Raw genomic sequence first — 19,162 nt, forward strand, 5'->3', positions numbered from 1 at the left:
ACGTAACGAGATAGTGGCCGTGTCGACCATGGCATTCGTAATCACAGCGCAGCTAGGAAACAGGACATGGAGCAGTTCTCGCCCACGGATATGAAAACCATATTGCACTCCAAACGTGCCAATATGTATTACCTCGAATATTGTCGTGTGTTGGTCAAAGACGGTCGGGTCGAATATGTCACCGATGAAGGTAAACAATCCTATTATTGGAATATTCCCATTGCTAATACTACCACGCTGTTACTCGGCAACGGCACGTCGATAACGCAAGCCGCTGTCAGAGAGCTGGCTAAAGCAGGTGTATTACTGGGATTTTGTGGCGGTGGTGGCGCGCCACTGTTTTCGACCAATGAAGTGGATTTTGATGTGTCTTTCTTCAGTCCACAAAGCGAATATCGTCCTGTTGGTTATCTGCAAAACTGGGTATCGTTTTGGTTTGATGACGCCAAGCGCCTCGCCGCCGCTAAGCATATTCAGCAATACCGCATCGAATTTATCCAAACTCAGTGGGTGAAAAACAAACAGCTCAAAGACGCTGGCCTTGCGCTGAATGTCGCCGCTCTTACTAAGGCTTTAGATCAGTTTGCTCAGCAAGTGGATGAAGCCACGGATACGCAAGCCTTAATGTTGAGCGAAGCTCGGCTGACCAAAACCCTGTATAAAATCATCTGCGCTGTCACTGGCTATAATGATTTCTCACGTGTGAAACAAGGCGCGGGCACCGATTTTGCCAATCGTTTTTTAGACCACGGCAATTATTTGGCTTATGGCTTGGGGGCGACGGCCACTTGGGTATTAGGCTTGCCCCATGGCTTATCGGTATTGCATGGTAAAACCCGCCGTGGTGGGTTGGTGTTTGATGTGGCCGATTTAGTCAAAGATGGTGTGGTTCTGCCACAAGCGTTTTTAAGCGCGATGAATGGCGACAGTGAACAAGAGTTTCGTCAAGCATGTATCGCGGCGATTAGGCAAAGCGAGGCGCTGGATTTTATGATTGATAGCCTTAAAGCGATCAGTGAGGAATGCGCCGTTTAAATGAATATTCTTCTGGTTTCTCAATGTTCCAAAAAAGCCCTGAAAGAAACGCGCCGAGTGATCGACCAATTTGCTGAACGCACCGGTGAGCGTACATGGCAAACGGCGATTACTGAGCAAGGTTTAACGACATTACGTAAATTGCTGAAGAAAACGGCGCGGCGTAATACCTCTGTCGCTTGCCACTGGATACGCGGGCATAACCGCACCGATCTTAAATGGATTGTCGGCAATCCGCGGCGTTTTAATAGCGAAGGTAGTGTCCCCACCAATGTAACGGGGCGAGATATTGTCAGAGCTAAAGATGAAAATGTCTGGCACACCGCCGAAGACATGCGCTTGCTCACTGCTATCGCAGCATTATTTCACGATGTGGGCAAAGCCAATCAAGCGTTTCAAGATAAGATCAATCCGCGCAAGAAAACGGATAGCTACGAGCCATACCGTCATGAATGGGTATCGTTGCGTGTCTTTGAAGCTTTTGTAAAAAACGCCATCGAAGGCGTTGATGCTGCTCAACACGATGAGGCGTGGTTAAGCGCCTTAACCCAAATAGATGAAACTACCGACCAGCAAGTGCAAGCCTCTTTAACCAGAGATAAGCTCAGTGATCGCGTGCGTTCCCCATTTGGCAAGCTGCCACCCGTTGCCCAAGCTGTGGCTTGGTTGATTTTGAGTCACCATAAATTACCAGAACCCCCAGAAGAGGTGAGAGGGCAGACGGAGTTTATTACTCGCCCAGCGCAAATACTCAAATCGATTAAAGGCCCTTGGAACTCACCGCAGAGCGATAAGGATTGGACGGGTAAAGAGCTCGAAGCGGTGTGGTCTTTTCCCAAAGGGACGCCATTTTGCAGTAACGTGTGGCGTGCGCGGTTGGCGCGTACTGCGGCACAGGCATTGAAACGCCCCAGTTTTATCAAGGCGCATTGGCTGTTTGACCCGTTTACATTACACCTTTCTCGCCTGAGCTTAATGCTGGCGGATCACTACTACTCGGGGCAGAATCGTGTCGGCGTAAAAAGTCCTTGGCACGATCACGCTTGGGGAAAAACACAGAAAGACACCGTGTTTGCTAATACATGGCGCGAGCATGGCAGCAAGCAGAACGGCAAATACAATCAGGCGTTAGACGATCACCTGATAGGGGTTTACCGCCATGGTCACCAGATGGTGCGCTTGTTGCCTGCCCTCAAAGAATCCTTACCTGTGATTACGCGGCACCCCGAGTTAAAAAAACGCACGACCAATACGCGTTTTGCATGGCAAAACAAAGCCTATGAATTAGCAGTGAGTGTGCGTGATAACGCGAGGCAACAGGGTTTCTTTGGCATCAATGTCGCCTCCACAGGTATGGGAAAAACTTTTGCCAATGCCCGTATCATGTATGGCTTAGCGGATGAGCGCAAAGGCTGCCGTTTTAGCGTCGCGCTAGGCCTTCGAACATTAACGTTGCAAACTGGTGATGCCTTTAAAGCGCTGCTTCGGCTGGATGAAGAAGACCTCGCGGTAATGATTGGTTCTAAAGCGGTAAAAGCGCTGCACGATGATCATCAAGGTAAAGACGCGGACTTAGCACATCAGCCAACAGACAAAGTGCTGGGTTCCGAGTCGGCCAATGAGTTTGCCGATCAAGATAGCTATGTCAGTTACGAAGGCATGCTAGGCGATGGATTCTTATCGAAATGGCTGGAAAGCTCCCCTAAAACGAACAAACTCGTCAATGCACCTGTGTTGGTGAGCACCATTGACCATCTCATGCCCGCCACGGAAGGCAGTCGTGGGGGCAAACAGATGGCGCCGATGCTGCGTTTATTAACCTCGGATTTGGTGCTGGATGAACCCGATGACTTTGGCTTAGAAGATTTGCCCGGCTTATGCCGCTTAGTCAATTGGGCTGGGCTGCTGGGCAGCCATGTTTTACTGTCTTCTGCGACCTTGCCGCCAGATTTAGTCCAAGCGCTGTTTGATGCTTATCAAGCCGGGCGTCGTCATTATGAAAAGGCGATTGGTGTGAACCCAAGTACTAGCACTAATGTTGTCTGTGCATGGTTTGATGAATTCCAAAGCGCCTCCATACCAGTGCCGGATTTAGACGCGTTCAAACTCGAGCATGAGCGTGTGATGGCCAAGCGCGCGGCAAAATTGGCACCACAAGAGATTCGTCGTCGGGTAGAGCTGGTGTCTGTTGCTGAGAATAACGACGACAGTCTCGTGAGTAGGATGGCGCAGCGTATTTGGCAAAGCACGCTAGCCTTGCATGAAAACTACTACCACCTGTCGCCCAACGGCACTGCTAAGGTAAGTTTTGGCTTGGTGCGCATGGCCAATATCAAACCGTTAGTGGCGGTGGCGCAGCAGCTGATGAATCTACCCAGCCCGCACGGCGTGCAGGTTCATTATTGCGTCTATCACAGCCAGTTCTTGCTTTTGCAGCGTTCTCATATCGAGCGTATGTTGGATACGGTGCTCCACCGAAAAGACCCAGAGCAACTATGGCAACAGCCCAGTGTGCGCGATGCACTCAATAAAGCTCCGAATGATCAGCATATATTTGTGGTGCTGGGTAGCCCAGTGACGGAAGTCGGGCGAGATCATTCCTATGATTGGGCGGTGGTAGAACCCTCGTCGATTCGTTCCTTGATTCAGCTCGCTGGCCGAGTGTTGCGCCACGACCAAATCACCAAAGTGACCACGCCAAACATACACTGGCTGGATCAAAACTATCGGGCGCTGCAGGGCGACGCTTTGGCTTATGTGAAGCCGGGTTTTGAAAGTGCCACTCACACCTTAGCAACGCACAAGCTGGAGCAGCTACTTAACGCGCACGAGTATCAAACGATCAATGCCTTGCCGCGCATTCAAAAAAATGACGTACTCGATCCCACCACGCGGTTTGTGGATTTAGAGCATGCCGCGCTCGCCACTCAGCTTTGGGGGGAGGAAAAGCAAACCGAACACGCCTATGCGAGCTTGTGGTGGCAACAGCCCATGCATTGGACCAATCATATTCAGCGCCAGCTCCCGTTTCGCCGTCACACGCCTAGCAATGATTACTGTTATTACATGGAAGAGGTGTTTGATGCTCCTAAAATGCACCGCTGGCATGATGATGGAGAGCTAAAACTGGATGATAAACAAAGCTTTCAGCGGCAGCCGCCACCGAGATTCGCCAGCGGTGTGCATGTATGGGGTGGTGAATTTGATTACCAGCAGGAGATTGAAGTATTGGCGGAACGGTTAGATCTTAGCTTGGCTGAAGCGTGCATACAGTTTGGCTCGATACAGCTGCGCGCTAGCTCTGAAAACAACCTGTGGCAGCGAAGTGATGTTTTAGGTTTCTACAAGCCCTTGAGGTAGGGCTTGTAGAGCCGCTTATTCAGCGGTTAAGTTAATATGATTAGAGAATATCATAATCTTCTGAGCCATATCGCTATGGTCAGCGTATATTATACGTAGCATTTAACTCTGTAAATCTATGGTAGAGATTTTTAAAAAATGAAAATTTAGAAAATATTATAATGGTTGATATTTTTGGCTTGTAGAGATATGCTTACTCTATGTTAACTATTGGAGTGGATATGGTGTTTATTAAAAAAGAAAAAATCAGAGCGATTGATTTTAAACAAAACAGCAAGCTTGTTGTCACCGAAACAGAAACTTGGGAGTGTAATATCTTTAAAAGTATGATGATGGTCTGCTCCATACTTACATTGATAAAGCCATCTTTAATGAATGCTTTCTCTACATTTAAAACTTTTTTCTAGTGAAGGAATGCCTGATGTCAACTGAATGGGATAATAGCATTACCGACAAAATCCGCGACTATATCCATGGCCGTCGAGACGATCGGTTAGAGAAGTTTGATAAGGATACCGCAAAAGGCATCAAAGCGGCTAAAGCAGAAGAGGTGGCAGCGTATGAGCAGCAGCGCTTTGAGCGGAGGTTAGAAGAGGAAGCACGCTTTAAACCAAGCGTATGGTTAACGGATGCGGCGAGCCGCGCCAAGCAGCTCCAACTGGTGACCCATGCGTTAAAGTTTACCCACTCGGATGCCAAAGGCACCAGTATTTTTGCTGACCAGTTTACGGGAAAGCGAGATTTTATTGGAACCAACAGTATCGCAGAGCCTGCGATTGATATTGTGGGCAACGCCGCTGCGTTGGATGTGGGCAAGCTTTTAATGCTTGAGCAAAAGGGTAAGCGACTGGTCCACTTTATTCAGCAAGGTGATATGACCCCTTTTGAACCTTTCGCGGAATCCGATCAGCAGCTAGCCGAATGGTTAGCCGGCTTTAAACTCGCGGTAACAGCAAAAGATCCCAGTTCCCATAAACTCGCGAAACAGCTCTTTTGGCCGCTCGAAGAGGGCGGTTACCATCTAATATTACCTGTGTTTGCTACATCACTCACCCATGCGATTTATGATCGCGTGCAAACCGCTCGCTTTTCAGAAGCGCAAAAAGCGGCACGCGATGCCCGCCGCAATGAAAAGCACAGTGACACTCCAACCGTTGAATACCCCTATCTGGCGGTGCAGGCCTTTGGGGGCACTAAACCGCAAAATATCAGTCAACTCAACTCGACGCGTGGTGGTCGTGCTTATCTACTCAGCAGCGCCCCGCCAACATGGCAGAGCCAAGAGCAGCCGCCTTTAAAAGTAACATCCATTTTCCGAGGCCCCTTCTCGCGACAGGTTTACCCGCTACTTATGGGGCTTAAGAAATTCCTCGCGGCGCATCTGCATGAGCGTAGCACGTGGGAAATTCGCGCAGAGCGAGCTCGCCGTGTTGATGAGATTGTTGATCGCCTGATTGCTTATGGTGCCAGTGTGCGAGCGTTTCCGGCGGGCTGGTCAAGTCATCCTGATTGTCATTTACCCGAGCATCAAACCCTTTGGCTTGATCCTCAACGACGTTATAGCGACTCAGATTTTAACGACGCATACGATAAAAAAATGTGGCAAGTCCAAGTGGCTGAAGACTTTTCGCGCTTTTTAAACGCTGAGTTAGCGCGTAACTCAGAGATTGCCACAGGTGATGTGGAATTTATGCAATGGAAAGTGTTGACCGCCCAAGAGTTGCGCCTAGTGAAAGACGATGTAGAAGGAGCGTTCCATGGATAAGTTACTTGTCATCAAACATGCACAGGTACAAGGGGCAAACGCCATTGCTGGGCTAACGTGGGGCTTTCCGGCGATGACGAGCTTTTTAGGGTTTACCCATGCCTTACAGCGTAAAGTTCAGCAAAAAATATCAACCGATATTGTGCTAAAAGGGTGTGCGGTGATTTGCCACAGCAGCCAGGTTCAGTCTTATAACAACAACATGAGCCGCGAAAATTACTTTGCTTTAACCCGTAATCCACTGGTGCTTAAAGGGAAAGAAGCCGTCACCGCCCCTTTTAATGAAGAGGGTAAGATGCGTATGGACGTCAGCGTGTTGATCTTGGTATCAAGCAAAGAGGATGACGGTTACATCGAGCCAGACGATCTGGATGATTTTGCTGAGTTTGTCCCGCAAATGATCGCGCCTATGCGGCTCGCAGGCGGAATCATTGAGTCAATCGAAGCCGTCGAGGTAGTGCGAGATGCGGGGTCAATGAAGCGTGATGACAAAGCGCGTAAGCAATTCTTACGTCAATTTCTACCAGGTTTCGCGTTGGTGAGCCGCCACGATGTCTTGCAAGCGCACGCTGAGCAAACGCAACAACCCCTGATGGAAGCTTGGCTGGATTTTAGTGCTCGAAAAATGCGCTCAGACGCTCCCGCTCAAGAAGGCGATAAGTCGAAATGGGAGGTAGAGCGCCCAGAGTTTAGTGGCTGGCTTAAACCCATCATGATCGGCTATCAAGGCATTTCTGAATTATACGATCCTGGATGTGTTGGTCATGTTCGTGATCGTGGCGTGCCCGTTCAGTTTGTTGAGTCGATTTATTCACTTGGGCAGTGGATTAGCCCGCATCGAATCAAAGATATTGAGCATCTCCTTTGGACGCAATCTTATGACGCCGAACGCTCACTGTATTTATGTAATAACACTTACCAACCGGATATTTCTGTCTTATTAATGAATGACGATACCGTAACCTCTGAGGAGAACTAGCATGGCAGCCGTAAAAACCGCATCAGTCTTAGCATTTGAACGTAAATTGGCCAACTCGGATGGCCTGCTTCTCGCAGGTAATTGGTCTGATATCAACAGTGACAGTCAGTGGCAACCGATCGCTTTGCAAGAAAAAGCCGTACGCGGCACAATTTCGAACCGTCAAAAAAATGCGGTTTTGAATGATCCAGCGAAATTAGACCAAGAAGTGAATAAAGCCAACTTACAAAAAGTGGATACGGCAGCGTTACCCTTTGATTGCGATACCCTAAAAATCGTCTTCAGCTTACGGGTATTGGGGGATCTTGCTACGCCATCGGCTTGTAATAATCCTGACTATCAAGCGGTGTTAAGTGACACCATTCATTCCTACATTACGGATCAGTCGTTTGCAACATTAGCGCACCGTTATGCCTCCAACTTAGCCAATGGTCGCTTCCTATGGCGTAACCGCGTTGGCGCAGAAGATATCAAAGTTCGCGTAACCCAAGTGACCAAGGAAGGGGAAACGGTGTGGACATTTAATGGTTATGACTTATCACTGCGTGACTTTGATTATCAAAGTGAGGATCTCAACGCGTTGTCAGCGGCGATCGAACAAGGGCTTGCCAGTGATCAATTTACTTACCTGAAAGTCGAAGCGTTTGTAAAACTGGGTGAAGGCCAAGAGGTGTTCCCATCTCAAGAGTTGGTGTTGGATAGCAATTCTCGTAAGAGTAAAGTGCTTTACGATGTGGACGGTACCGCCGCGCTACACTCACAAAAAATCGGCAATGCGATTCGCACTGTTGATACCTGGTATCAAGGCGCAGAGGAAGTGGGCCCGATTTCAGCCGAACCGTTTGGCTCGGTGACCAGCCGAGGTAAAGCCTACCGCAGTAACAAAGATGATTTCTATACCTTGTTCGATAAATGGATGGAAAAAGGCCAAGTACCTGAGCTTGAACAGCAGCATTATGTCATGGCTAATCTGATTCGCGGTGGCGTGTTTGGCAGTAAATCGGAGTAATGTATGGACTACTATCTAGATATTAACATCCTAGAAGACCCAGAATTTACTGCGCCTATCCTGATGAATGCGTTATTTAGTAAATTGCATCGGGCATTGGTTGAGGTATCCAATGGCGATATCGGTGTGAGTTTTCCTAAGGCAAGTAAAAAATCCTTAGGGAAAACACTGCGATTGCATGGTAGCCAACACCGTTTAACACAGTTAGAAGCGCTACCGTGGCGTAAAGGGCTAGGGGATTTTACGGCCGTTTCAGCGATTGCGGCGGCTCCCGATGTCAATGATTATTGGCAGGTGCAAAGGGTGCATGTACAAAGTAGTCCTGAGCGTTTACGTCGCCGCGCGATGAAACGCCATGGATTAACCTATGACCAAGCTGTCGCGCAGCTTCCTGATAGCGTAGCTGAAAGCTCGGAATTGCCTTTTGTACGTATTAAAAGCCAATCGACGGGAAGACGACAGTTTCCTTTATTTATAAAGCAAACCGTTGTCTCTGAGCCGAATCACTCAGATATTGGCTTTTCTAAATACGGCTTAAGCGCAACGACAGTGGTACCTAAGTTTTAACCCTTTTTTTTCTGACCACTCACCAAGCCCGCTATGACGGGCTTTGTGATACTCAGCGAAAAAAAAAGGGTGTTTTACCTAGAAAGACTTAAAGCTCTTTTAAAATCAGCAATATATTGGTAATTTCATCTAGTTCACCGCCGCACAGGCGGCTTAGAAAATTTTACGGTGCTAATAATGGTAAATACGCCAGTTCACCGCCGCACAGGCGGCTTAGAAATGGATAGAGAAGCGGAACGAGACAAGGGGGAAGTTCACCGCCGCACAGGCGGCTTAGAAACCTTTGTCGGCCACGTGGCAACCATTAATTCCGTTCACCGCCGCACAGGCGGCTTAGAAATGTCAGATTAGATGCTCCACATTTGCATTTTGGTTCACCGCCGCACAGGCGGCTTAGAAAACAACAACCAATGTCAGCGGCCAGAATGGGATGTTCACCGCCGCACAGGCGGCTTAGAAAGATTAAATACGCCATGTGTTCGTTTCCAGTTTGTTCACCGCCGCACAGGCGGCTTAGAAATCCGCAAGCTTATAAATCTAACGGAATGCAATCTACACCGCCGCACAGGCGGCTTAGAAATATCGTCATTTCAGCGTCAGCCCCCAGTATTCCTACACCGCCGCACAGGCGGCTTAGAAAGCTTGCCGCTTCCTTATATTTGATACGCTCAACTACACCGCCGCACAGGCGGCTTAGAAATTTCATTTCAAATTCCGTTGCAGGTTCTAGAGCTACACCGCCGCACAGGCGGCTTAGAAAAAAGCGATGCATCAAGTCCTTGCAATTCAGTTTCGTTCACTGCCGCACAGGCAGCTTTTTATTGATGGTTTCCAGAAAATAATACGTCGCTGTAAAGTGCGCCAATCTCGCTCCCTCCCCCTTGGGGAGGGCTGTGGAGGGACTCTCCGCGCGATCTCTGGTGGAGTGGTATGTCTGTTTGGCGTAGTTACGTGATGAGGCTGCGTGGCATGATTGGCCGCCAACCACCTTGGTCAAGTTGACCACAACTATAACGCGCCCTTCGCTTAAGCAAGTTTTTGCCTCGCTATTTTTGGGGGTATGATTGACTTATGTGCACATCATTGAGAAAACATAATGGCTTTTTACGACATCTTTGATAAAGAAACTTTGTATCAGTGCCCAATAGGATACAACCCTGAAACGTGCAGCTGTGCATCTTGTGTGATGACGAGAGAATGGCATGAAAGCGACGCGCAGTTACAAAAGGTAATAAAACAAAATGTTGCCTCCACTGGTGCGAGCATTACGAGTATTCATACGCCGCCCTCGTCAGAGCCGGTTAGAGCCTCGGTAAAAGAAAGATTGCAAGCACAACGTATCGCAAATTTAGAAGAAAGTGACAAGGCTTTTGCTGCCGCGCAATCAAGAACGGTCAAGATGAGCCGCTCAAATATGTATTGGCCTCCTTATAATCCTCTCGCACCGAATGGTGAAAAAATCATTAATGTTGACTATGTCAGTGAAGTGACAAGTATTGCGGTATTATCCTTAGCTGAAGCGCAAGAATTTTATGAAAATCTATCGGTCAAACAGAATATTTCTGATACTAAAGCTTATAAAAACTTAGGTGAAGGTATTATAGATGCGATATCCACCGCCAAAGGTTTAGGCGGGTTAGGTGTTGAATCAAGGATCAAAAACATCAATGGTGTGGATTGGATTATTATTAATAATTTTCGCCGACATAAGCAGACGCTAATGAAAGGAAATAAGTGGTTAGCCAATAACCCTAGAGTGGTTGAAGCCGCGATAGGGTTAACCGAAATAAAAGGTGCGATTACGTATATTAAGGCGAATCCGGGATGTGAGGTAGCCTTTTCTATTGGTATCAATGCGGCGGATTATATTTTAAGAGATGAGGCAACATTGACCGAGTTAGGTGTTAACTCAGCGGGGGATATTGTGAAAGGCATGACCGCAACGGTGGTTGCCGGAGCGTTAGCGGTTGTAGGCTCTGGTGGTAGTGTTTTATTTGCAGGGGCAATCTTTGCTTTTGCATCATGGGCGATTGGTCAGCTCCTTGATAAATTGGATGAAAGTTATGGATTATCGTCTGAGATTACAAACAAATTAGAGGCTTTAGCACAGTGAGGAAAATAGCGAGTCGGGTTTTTAAATTAATAGTATCGATATTGATTATCATAGTTTCAGCAATGTTTATTCTCGAAAACATCAGTACTATTTTTGAAAGTCAACCTAACTATGTTGTTATTACGGGAGCAGTGAATATATGGGCAATGTTTAGTTTCTTTTTTTTCGGTATTTGTGCTTTTGTTATGACTCTTGTGACCACAGGGAGTTGGAGGCAGTCTAAGTACAATAAGTTGTATGTCAGATCAGGTCTCATTAGTGCCTTGCTCATTGCGCCATTGCTTGCGGGAGCGTTATTTTATCAACTTAAAACAACCGCGACTGGTTTTGTGGAATGCAAGGAGCTATCTCGCTCAGCAAGACGTTTCTCAAGCCACACTTATGCTATTTCTCCTAAGGTGTGCGAAAAACTTCGCCATCAAACGCTGGGCGGTTAAGGAGTAGATAGGCTGTTTTTTTGTGGTATTGTACCAGTCCATCGCCGCACAGGCGGCGTTTAATTGATATTTTTCAGTAAATAGTACGTCGCGGTTGCATAGTGCACAATCTGAATCTGAATCCGAATCCGGCTCCCTCCCCCTTGGGGAGGGCTGGGGAGGGGACTCTCCGCGCGCTCTCTGGTGGCGTGGCATGTTTGCTTGGCGTGATTGGCCGCCAATCACCTCAGTCAATTTGAATGGTCTGGAACACGCTGAGCGGGCGCTATCACCATAGCGACCTTGGTGCTGTGCGCCCCCCTCTAATTCCCCCAGAGGGGGGAGGATGGGTTAGTGCTAGACCCTTTATTTTCTCGATTTTTTAATGCCAATAAAAACAATAAGTTATAAATCGCTCTCAAAAGAGGGGTAAAAAGGGTTTTTCTGGCTAATCCTTTGCTATCCGGTCTCTTTCTGTTATAACAGTCTAGTTCACTGCCGCACAGGCAGCTTAGAAAACCATATTTTCTGGAATAGTATCGGTATCCCAGTTCACTGCCGCACAGGCAGCTTAGAAATTGCTGTTGATATTGAGGCTGACCTTGTTGTTGTTCACTGCCGCACAGGCAGCTTAGAAATGAACAGCGAACGAGAATACAAATTCTCAGATGTTCACTGCCGCACAGGCAGCTTAGAAATGGTGTTAGATTGCTACAATGTAAAAGGTTTTGTTCACTGCCGCACAGGCAGCTTAGAAATTGCCCAGACATGGCAGGGTGTGAGAACCCAGGTTCACTGCCGCACAGGCAGCTTAGAAAGTTTTTCCAGCCATCAAAAAAGCAGAATAAATGTTCACTGCCGCACAGGCAGCTTAGAAAAGAATAGGGCTTCAATATTGATGCTCTCTCTGGTTCACTGCCGCACAGGCAGCTTAGAAATGTCCCGATATGGCAGGGTGTAAGAATCCAGAGTTCACTGCCGCACAGGCAGCTTAGAAAATTCCAAGAAATAACAGGAATGGTGAATGGAGGTTCACTGCCGCACAGGCAGCTTAGAAACGTCGCAAAATAAAAACTCTCTACTTAAAGATGTTCACTGCCGCACAGGCAGCTTAGAAAATATCGGTAAGTAGGCTTTAAGTAATCCGCCAGTTCACTGCCGCACAGGCAGCTTAGAAAGCGCCGCCAATCGCCATGTTTACGCCAGATAGGTTCACTGCTGCACAGGCAGCTTAGAAAGTTAACTGCTCAACAACAAGCGCGCTGGCGGATCCCCTCATAATTCCCCCAACCCACAGGTATGCGTAAGGCGTTGATATTCGACCATTGCCCAATGATATTGGGACTCTTGTATTCGGTATCTTCGGTGGCAACGTACTTCCTTACCAAGTCTAGGAATGGAGAGCACACGGCGATGCTTGATGGTGTTGGCTTGGAAGTCATAATGCCATTTGGCTTGCATGGCGATTAAGCCATTCCACCACATGATGATTTCGGCCATCAATGCCATGAGCAACAAGATATCAATACGTTTGGTGCAACGTGTTCGGTTATGGCGAAGCGCCAACCCGTAGGCTGGACTTTTTAGATCTCGGAACGACTCTTCAATTTGCATTCTTTTGGCGTACAAACGGGTAATTTTAATGCCGTTAAGTACATGGTTGGGGATGTTAGTGACCAGAAGCCAAGGCTCTTTCGCTCCTTTATGGAACACTTTTCCAGCCGAGTGTTTCTGACAGGTTCGACTATGCCGATGGGCTTTTCTGCCTTTGGGATGACTCTTGTATAAGTAAGCAAAGCACTGAAGCGGTGAGCGCTTAGCCAGTTGGCTTTCTCCTAAAAACAGCGGCTTATCAGTCGCTTGAGGGTAAAAGGCTTTATTCCATTGCCAAGCGCTCTCGCCACACTTAATCGAGACTTCGCCCCGTACACGCCCAAGCCAGAACCAACCTTTGTTGGCGACTTGCCTGAACCACGTATTTCTAAAGCCAGCGTCGGAGATAATGATAGGGGTGCAACCTTGGGGGAGCAAGGATTGAAGCTTATCGAGAAAGTGCTGATGGCTCTTGGGTGAGTTGTAGTTTTTGTACTCAAATGCCTGTTCATAAAGCGTGACGGCGCGACCTTTAACGGATATCGAAGCTCGCAATGTCATATAGCGCAGTTGCTCACGAACATCCGACCAATCAACCAGTAGTACAGGAAAAGGATTGGCTCGGGTAATAAGGGACGCATGCCATTTATATATGGACTCTTTTTCACGATGTAGACTGCGATTACCAAGCAATCGGTCAATACGTTTGATGGCATGTTTCACCGTGGTATCAGTGTCGAGAGCTCGTCCAATTTTAGTGAGGGTGAGATCAGAGCCGCCCAGTACCGCTCTGGTTGCAAGCATAAGAGATCTAAGTCGTTTTTTGTGAATACCAGGGCATTGGTTTTCAAGAGTTTGCTGTAGAATTTGAACATCGCGCATCGTTAGGGCTCCCTATTAAATTCATTGAATCAAGTGTGTTTTTGGCGAAATTCATTAGATCAGAATGAGCGATGTGCGTCTACTCATTGTTTTATATAGAAATTATGAGGGGATTCGTAAGACAAGCGCGTTAAATACGTTCACTGCCGCACAGGCAGCTTAGAAAGTTAAAACTTGAGATGTAGGATTTACCCCATTGTTCACTGCCGCACAGGCAGCTTAGAAAGCAGAAATTAGAAGCTTAAGAGCAGAATTTAGGTTCACTGCCGCACAGGCAGCTTAGAAAAATAGCGCCTCTGAACGGAGAGTTTACTATAAGTTCACTGCCGCACAGGCAGCTTAGAAAACCCCCATGACCGCAGGCACTCACCCATCTAAGTTCACTGCCGCACAGGCAGCGGCGTGCTCACGGCTTAGTGATATTCGGTCATAAAATTTGATCCATGTATAAGATTTTGTTAATAAAAATGATGTTTGCTTTAAATAATGGCTAACTAGAGGTTCCACAATATACGCCGCTAAAAAACGAGCGTTATAAACTACGAAAAGGTGTCGATAAGAACTAGGATGTCCTATGGATTATTTTTTTGAAATTAAGGTGATGGCGGATCCGGAGTTTTCGGCACCCGTGCTAATGAATGCATTGTTTAGTAAATTACATCGAGCGTTGGTGAGTGTGTCTCAAGGTGATATTGCGGTTAGTTTTCCGTTGCTAAATGCACGCAATTTAGGTCAAATTTTACGTATCCATGGAAGCCTTGCGGCATTGACCAAGCTAGAAGCCCTATCATGGCGAAAAGGTCTGAGTGATTACACGCAGGCCAGCGATATTCAACCCATCCCCGCTACTGACCAGCATTGTTTGGTATCACGAGTTCATGCCAAAAACAATATAGACAATTTACGGCGCCGTGCCATGAAGCGACATTCCATCAGCTATCAAGAAGCCTGCCAACAGCTCCCCGAAGATAAGACCAAGCGTTTAGATCTGCCTTTTGTGCAAATCAAAAGCCAATCTACAGGAGAGACGTTTCGCCTGTTTATTCAGCAAACGCGATGTCCAGCGAGTCAGGCCGATCAGGCATTCTCCAAATATGGCCTAAGCAACACAGCAAGCGTGCCTTGGTTCTAATTCAATGTCAGGAAGAGGTGGCTTATGCGCCGACAAATAGATGGAAAGTTGCTTGAAGGCCTAAGCGACGAGTTAAATAAAGCAACAGAAAAACAGTGGCAAACATACCAATGTACGCTGGTCACGCCCATGTATGGTGGTGGCGTTGAAGCCAGTAAAGTCGATACCAATATGCCGATCCGCGCCAGTTCGATTCGTGGGCAACTGCGCTTTTGGTGGCGGATTGCCTGTGGACCTAAAGATCCTAATGAATTGTTCAAAAAGGAAAAGGAAATTTGGGGTGGGATTGGTGATGATGGGGCGATGGCCAGTCAGGTGGAGATTCGAGTTCAATCTCAGCCAGTATTTGATAAGGATTTCATAAAATCAAATAAGTATTATGACGGAATTAAGTATATTTTTGGTTCTTCCAGTATCAACGGGGCGGTAGATTGGCTTAAGGATAATTATAAGTTTACCCTATTTATCCGCTATAACGATGCTGTGAAGCGCGATGTTGAAGAAGCATTACGTTGGTGGTGTTCGTTTGGCGGCATTGGTGGTCGTACTCGAAGAGGTTTTGGTGCGGTCAGTATTGAAAATGTAGATCTTATCACTGCCGAACACCCTGCATTGAAACGCAAAGATATTGAGATTCCTCGTCTTAAATTTTCACAGAAAACGTTTAGCAGCGCTCAGGAAGCTTGGAAATATGCCGCAGAAAGGTTGTTTGAATTCCGTCAAAAACCGGGGTCGGGGCGAAATAATTCATCGGGCAAAGCCGGACGAAGTTTTTGGCCGGAAGCCGACCAATTACGTCATTTGACAGGCAAGAATGATAACAAACGTCATATGCCAGAATTTGAGAAAAATTTGATTTTTCCTAGGGCTGCATTTGGTATGCCTATCAAGTTTCAATTCCCTGGTAAAAATAATGATCCTGATGATATGACGCTCCAACCAATTGATTCTGAACGAATGGCAAGCCCACTGATTATTCGCCCTTACAAAGACGGTGAAAAATGGCGAGCGGCTGCGTTATTACTACCGCACTGGGAAAAGGCTTTGGTAGAACCATTAGAGTTAAGGTTATCTTCAAATAATAAAAAGGTGACTTATCAAGTTAATCATTGGCCAGATGAAAATCAGCAAGCTGAGAGGGATAGACTCACTAACGACATTAAAGGCATCAAACCAATGAAAGGCCGACCTAACGACCCGCTTTCCGCCTTCCTCGACTATTTTGAAAAAGGACAATAACCATGGAGTATTTAGTCGCGATTAGTATTGGCCCGGTACAGAGTTTTATTGAAGCAGGGCGGCGTAGCCAAGATTTATGGTGTGGCTCGTGGTTATTGTCGGAAGTGTCGCGTGCGGTGGCGCTGAATCTACATCAAGCCCAAAGCCGTTGCTTGGTCTTCCCAAGCCCAGAACATCCTGATATTGATCTACTGCCGCAAGATCCTGATTCTAATCAAAAGACCGAAGCCAATATCGCCAATGTGATTCGTGCGGTGATTAAAGCGGATAATTCTGAGCAGGTACGTCGCATTGTTGATGATGCGAAACTCGCGGCAAAAGAACGCTTGGATGACATCATAGAGCAAGTTCGTGAGGAAAAGCTGCTAGGCTTTCATGTGGACTGGGCGCGCTTTGAACAACAACAGAACGATATTCTCGAAACCTATGCCGCGTGGGTCAAACTGGAATCTAACCAATATGGCAAGGCATCTAAGCGATTAGGCAAACTGCTGGCCGCACGTAAACAAACCAAAGACTTTCTACCCATTAAAGATACGAAGCTGGGGTTGTTTAAATCCACGTTGGACGGGGCGAATAATACCTTAACGGAACAATCTCGTAGCAATCCAGACCACCAGCACCAGTTGCGGCTGAGTGAACGTGAAGAGTTGGACATTTTAGGGCTTATCAAGCGTAAAGCGGGGCATTTTGAGCAATTTACGCCATTTTCACGAGTGGTGGCGGAGCCTTGGTTACAGTCTCTAAGTTCAGAGCAACTGGAGAACCTTAAAACATGTTACCAGCCCTTAGTTGACGAGGCGAAGCTTGCGACGCCCGTCAAGGGCAATAAGGAAAGATATCAAGCTTTCCCGTTTGACGGTGAATACCTATTTGCTAGCCGCATTGAGCAAGAAAAAGAGCTTGATGAGACCATCAAAACGAATTTGCTCCAATGTTTGTCTGATCTCGTTAAGGATAATAAAGGCGCGCCAGCGCCTTACGGCGTATTACTCAAGGCCGATGGCGACCACATGGGCAAGTTATTATCAGAAGCTAAAGAGACCGCCGATTCTATCGCCATATCTAAAGCTTTACACAAATTTGCGACCGAGGTACGTAGTGTGGTTCGCCAACATGGCGGCCATGCCATTTACACGGGCGGGGATGATGTGCTCGCGTTCCTGCCGCTCAATACGGCTTTGGTGTGCGCGCAAGAGTTGAAAAATATGTTCGCTGAAACTATGGAGGATGTCATAGAACAACGCAATCTAGTCGTTAAAACGTCACCGACATTATCAGTGGGCTTGGCAGTCGGCCATTTTGTGCAGCCGATGCGCCAACTTCGCCATCGTGCCATTCAAGCGGAAAAACTAGCCAAAGGAAATGGACTGGAAAAACCGCGCAACGCACTAGCCATTCATTTAGGCATTCGTTCTGGGCATGAAATTACCTGGCGCTGCCGTTGGGATGAGGAACCAACTTTGCATGCTTTAAAAGCATTTGTAGCCGGCTTTAAAAACGGCTTAATGCCCACCCGCATTATGCAAGAGGTGTTAGCCATGTCCCAACGCCTTAAGTGGACACAGGATGCAGAAAAAGTGGATAAAGAAACGGGTGAGGGCATTCGCCTCAGTGAAATGGAACGTATGCTCGCTCGAGCTTCCTTTGCTCATCAATATACGCAAGCACAGCTTGAACAGGTTGATCAATATGATGAACCACCAAAAGAAAAGTCGAAGCGCACATTGGGACAACAAGTGGCCTTGTTAAAGCAGCAGTTGCGACAGCAAGCACAGGCGCAGCCTTTGGATGAATTAGCCAATATGTTGCGTATTGCCCGTTGGTTATCGGCGAAAACGTCTACCGATTTAGCCGCAGGAGAGAGCGAATGAGTGATTTGAATTACTTTATATTAAACCCGAAAGATCCATTAATTATTCGCTCCAGTCGCCCGTTTGAAGCGATTTCCGATGCTGAGGCCGCAAAGTTTCCACCACCATCGACCATCGCGGGAGCGTTGCGCAACTTACATGGCCGCACGATTGGCATTGATTTTAATGATAGAAAGAATAATCAAGAACAGCTTAAGGCACTGCTTGAGGTACAGATTAGTGGTCCGTTAGCGATAAAAATTCCAGCCGATCAGTCGACTGATAACCTTGAACAAAAACATATTCTGGTGCCCAAACCGGCGGATGCGCAGTACTTTGCGGTAGACGGTAAGTCCACCTTGGTTGGGCTGCAACCGGAAAAGCCGAAAGCTGATGAAGGTTGTGATCTGCCCAACGGCTTACTGCCGCTAATAATTTTATCGCAAGACATTGATGGTAAATCGGTGAGTGGCCCCAAATGGTGGTCGATCAACGATTTATTGGAATGGCGGCGCGGTAAAAAACTCGAATTTTCAAATATAAAAGAGAACGGTTGGACACCCACCAAGCCCGATATTCGTACCCATATCGAGCGTGATAACACAACGCGCTCGTCTGTTGATGGGCAAATATTTCAAACCACGGGCTTAACCATGTGGCAACAGCCAAATGAACATGATGTGTTTCCCTCTGAACGCGTTGGCATTTTGGCAGGTATTCGTGGTGAGATCTCGCTCACGGCAATGAATTTAGGCGGCGAGCGCCGTTTGGCCGAGGTTTCTCCTTGTTGTATATGGCCGCAACGTCCACAAAATTTTGCTTCGGATATTGTTACTGCGCAAGGACTCACCTTGACGTTGCTAACCCCAGCTATTTTTAACGCTGGCTGGCGCCCAGCTTGGCTTGACGAAGAGAAGCTTGAGGGCACACCTCCAGGATGTAAAACATTAAAGCTTAGACTGAAAGCCGCTGCACTTGATCGATGGCAGCCTCAGTCCGGTTGGGATCTGGCTAGCAATAAACCGCGCGCAAGTGAACGCATGATCCCCGCCGGGGCAACCTATTGGTTTGAGATCGTTGACGGCACTGCCACAGAGCAAGAGATAGAAAAGCTTTGGATGGCACACCTGTGTGACGAAAAACAACATAACCTCAATGGCTTTGGCCTGATGCTTCCCATGGCGTATGCATGGAACGAATCAAAGAATTAAATAAGGAC

General features: G+C 47.3%; 13 protein-coding genes and 2 CRISPR repeat arrays. Of the genes, 12 read left to right on the forward strand and 1 reads right to left on the reverse strand.

Annotation, left to right across the window (positions count from 1 at the left end; genetic code table 11):
• Positions 1 to 66: 66 nt before the first annotated feature.
• From cas1f to EAE30_RS11295, 8 genes are all read left to right on the forward strand, one after another.
• On the forward strand, positions 67 to 1,035 hold the full coding sequence (gene cas1f / locus EAE30_RS11255) for a type I-F CRISPR-associated endonuclease Cas1f (RefSeq protein WP_123016002.1): 969 nt from the start codon (positions 67 to 69) through the stop codon (positions 1,033 to 1,035).
• Positions 1,036 to 4,395, forward strand: a complete 3,360-nt coding sequence (gene cas3f / locus EAE30_RS11260; RefSeq protein ID WP_123016003.1) for a type I-F CRISPR-associated helicase Cas3f — start codon at positions 1,036 to 1,038, stop codon at positions 4,393 to 4,395.
• Positions 4,396 to 4,816: 421 nt separating this feature from the next.
• Positions 4,817 to 6,160: a type I-F CRISPR-associated protein Csy1 gene (gene csy1 / locus EAE30_RS11270; protein ID WP_123016005.1), complete on the forward strand. Its 1,344-nt coding sequence runs from the start codon at positions 4,817 to 4,819 to the stop codon at positions 6,158 to 6,160.
• Entirely contained in the window at positions 6,153 to 7,139 is a 987-nt protein-coding gene (csy2, locus tag EAE30_RS11275; protein WP_123016006.1) for a type I-F CRISPR-associated protein Csy2, read from the forward strand. The genes csy1 and csy2 overlap by 8 nt, the downstream gene beginning before the upstream one ends.
• A 1-nt stretch (position 7,140) precedes the next feature.
• Positions 7,141 to 8,148 (forward strand): type I-F CRISPR-associated protein Csy3, encoded by a 1,008-nt coding sequence (gene csy3, locus EAE30_RS11280; RefSeq protein ID WP_123016007.1) that lies wholly within the window; start codon positions 7,141 to 7,143, stop codon positions 8,146 to 8,148.
• Between the two features lie 3 nt (positions 8,149 to 8,151).
• Positions 8,152 to 8,715 carry a type I-F CRISPR-associated endoribonuclease Cas6/Csy4 gene (cas6f, locus tag EAE30_RS11285; RefSeq protein ID WP_123016008.1) on the forward strand — a complete coding sequence of 188 codons (564 nt, stop codon included), beginning with the start codon at positions 8,152 to 8,154 and terminating at the stop codon, positions 8,713 to 8,715.
• A 132-nt stretch (positions 8,716 to 8,847) separates the two neighbouring features.
• Positions 8,848 to 9,475: direct repeats of the CRISPR family, unit length 28 nt; unit sequence GTTCACCGCCGCACAGGCGGCTTAGAAA.
• A gap of 336 nt (positions 9,476 to 9,811) precedes the next feature.
• Positions 9,812 to 10,828: a hypothetical protein gene (locus EAE30_RS11290; protein WP_164711837.1), complete on the forward strand. Its 1,017-nt coding sequence runs from the start codon at positions 9,812 to 9,814 to the stop codon at positions 10,826 to 10,828.
• A 62-nt stretch (positions 10,829 to 10,890) separates the two neighbouring features.
• Positions 10,891 to 11,265 (forward strand): hypothetical protein, encoded by a 375-nt coding sequence (locus EAE30_RS11295; RefSeq protein WP_164711838.1) that lies wholly within the window; start codon positions 10,891 to 10,893, stop codon positions 11,263 to 11,265.
• A gap of 469 nt (positions 11,266 to 11,734) precedes the next feature.
• A CRISPR array of direct repeats spans positions 11,735 to 12,482; the repeat unit is 28 nt; unit sequence GTTCACTGCCGCACAGGCAGCTTAGAAA.
• A gap of 37 nt (positions 12,483 to 12,519) precedes the next feature.
• Here the strand turns inward: EAE30_RS11295 and EAE30_RS11300 are convergent.
• On the reverse strand, positions 12,520 to 13,719 hold the full coding sequence (locus EAE30_RS11300) for an IS4 family transposase (protein WP_123014377.1): 1,200 nt from the start codon (positions 13,717 to 13,719) through the stop codon (positions 12,520 to 12,522).
• Between the two features lie 574 nt (positions 13,720 to 14,293).
• Here EAE30_RS11300 and cas6f (EAE30_RS11305) point away from each other — a divergent pair.
• Genes cas6f (EAE30_RS11305) through EAE30_RS11320 form a run of 4 tightly spaced genes read left to right on the forward strand, consistent with a single transcriptional unit; the run spans position 14,294 to position 19,154 of the window.
• Positions 14,294 to 14,851: a type I-F CRISPR-associated endoribonuclease Cas6/Csy4 gene (gene cas6f / locus EAE30_RS11305; protein ID WP_123016010.1), complete on the forward strand. Its 558-nt coding sequence runs from the start codon at positions 14,294 to 14,296 to the stop codon at positions 14,849 to 14,851.
• Positions 14,852 to 14,875: 24 nt separating this feature from the next.
• A complete protein-coding gene (cmr1, locus tag EAE30_RS11310; protein ID WP_123016011.1) occupies positions 14,876 to 16,090 on the forward strand; it encodes a type III-B CRISPR module RAMP protein Cmr1 in 1,215 nt (404 codons plus the stop codon).
• 2 nt (positions 16,091 to 16,092) lie between these two features.
• The gene (gene cas10, locus EAE30_RS11315; RefSeq protein ID WP_123016012.1) at positions 16,093 to 17,964 is read left to right on the forward strand and encodes a type III-B CRISPR-associated protein Cas10/Cmr2; all 1,872 of its coding nucleotides are present in this window, start codon (positions 16,093 to 16,095) and stop codon (positions 17,962 to 17,964) included.
• Positions 17,961 to 19,154 carry a type III-B CRISPR module-associated protein Cmr3 gene (locus tag EAE30_RS11320; protein ID WP_241967762.1) on the forward strand — a complete coding sequence of 398 codons (1,194 nt, stop codon included), beginning with the start codon at positions 17,961 to 17,963 and terminating at the stop codon, positions 19,152 to 19,154. The genes cas10 and EAE30_RS11320 overlap by 4 nt, the downstream gene beginning before the upstream one ends.
• Positions 19,155 to 19,162: the final 8 nt, after the last annotated feature.

This window comes from Vibrio zhugei, assembly GCF_003716875.1.
In the GTDB taxonomy this organism is placed as follows: domain Bacteria; phylum Pseudomonadota; class Gammaproteobacteria; order Enterobacterales; family Vibrionaceae; genus Vibrio; species Vibrio zhugei.

Excerpts from the sequence above, each read along its gene's own strand:
- cas1f (WP_123016002.1), top strand. The coding sequence starts at position 67 with ATGGAGCAGTTCTCGCCCACGGATATGAAAACCATATTGCACTCCAAA.
- cas3f (WP_123016003.1), top strand. The coding sequence starts at position 1,036 with ATGAATATTCTTCTGGTTTCTCAATGTTCCAAAAAAGCCCTGAAAGAA.
- csy1 (WP_123016005.1), top strand. The coding sequence starts at position 4,817 with ATGTCAACTGAATGGGATAATAGCATTACCGACAAAATCCGCGACTAT.
- csy2 (WP_123016006.1), top strand. The coding sequence starts at position 6,153 with ATGGATAAGTTACTTGTCATCAAACATGCACAGGTACAAGGGGCAAAC.
- csy3 (WP_123016007.1), top strand. The coding sequence starts at position 7,141 with ATGGCAGCCGTAAAAACCGCATCAGTCTTAGCATTTGAACGTAAATTG.
- cas6f (WP_123016008.1), top strand. The coding sequence starts at position 8,152 with ATGGACTACTATCTAGATATTAACATCCTAGAAGACCCAGAATTTACT.
- EAE30_RS11290 (WP_164711837.1), top strand. The coding sequence starts at position 9,812 with ATGGCTTTTTACGACATCTTTGATAAAGAAACTTTGTATCAGTGCCCA.
- EAE30_RS11295 (WP_164711838.1), top strand. The coding sequence starts at position 10,891 with ATGTTTATTCTCGAAAACATCAGTACTATTTTTGAAAGTCAACCTAAC.
- EAE30_RS11300 (WP_123014377.1), bottom strand. The coding sequence starts at position 13,719 with ATGCGCGATGTTCAAATTCTACAGCAAACTCTTGAAAACCAATGCCCT.
- cas6f (WP_123016010.1), top strand. The coding sequence starts at position 14,294 with ATGGATTATTTTTTTGAAATTAAGGTGATGGCGGATCCGGAGTTTTCG.
- cmr1 (WP_123016011.1), top strand. The coding sequence starts at position 14,876 with ATGCGCCGACAAATAGATGGAAAGTTGCTTGAAGGCCTAAGCGACGAG.
- cas10 (WP_123016012.1), top strand. The coding sequence starts at position 16,093 with ATGGAGTATTTAGTCGCGATTAGTATTGGCCCGGTACAGAGTTTTATT.
- EAE30_RS11320 (WP_241967762.1), top strand. The coding sequence starts at position 17,961 with ATGAGTGATTTGAATTACTTTATATTAAACCCGAAAGATCCATTAATT.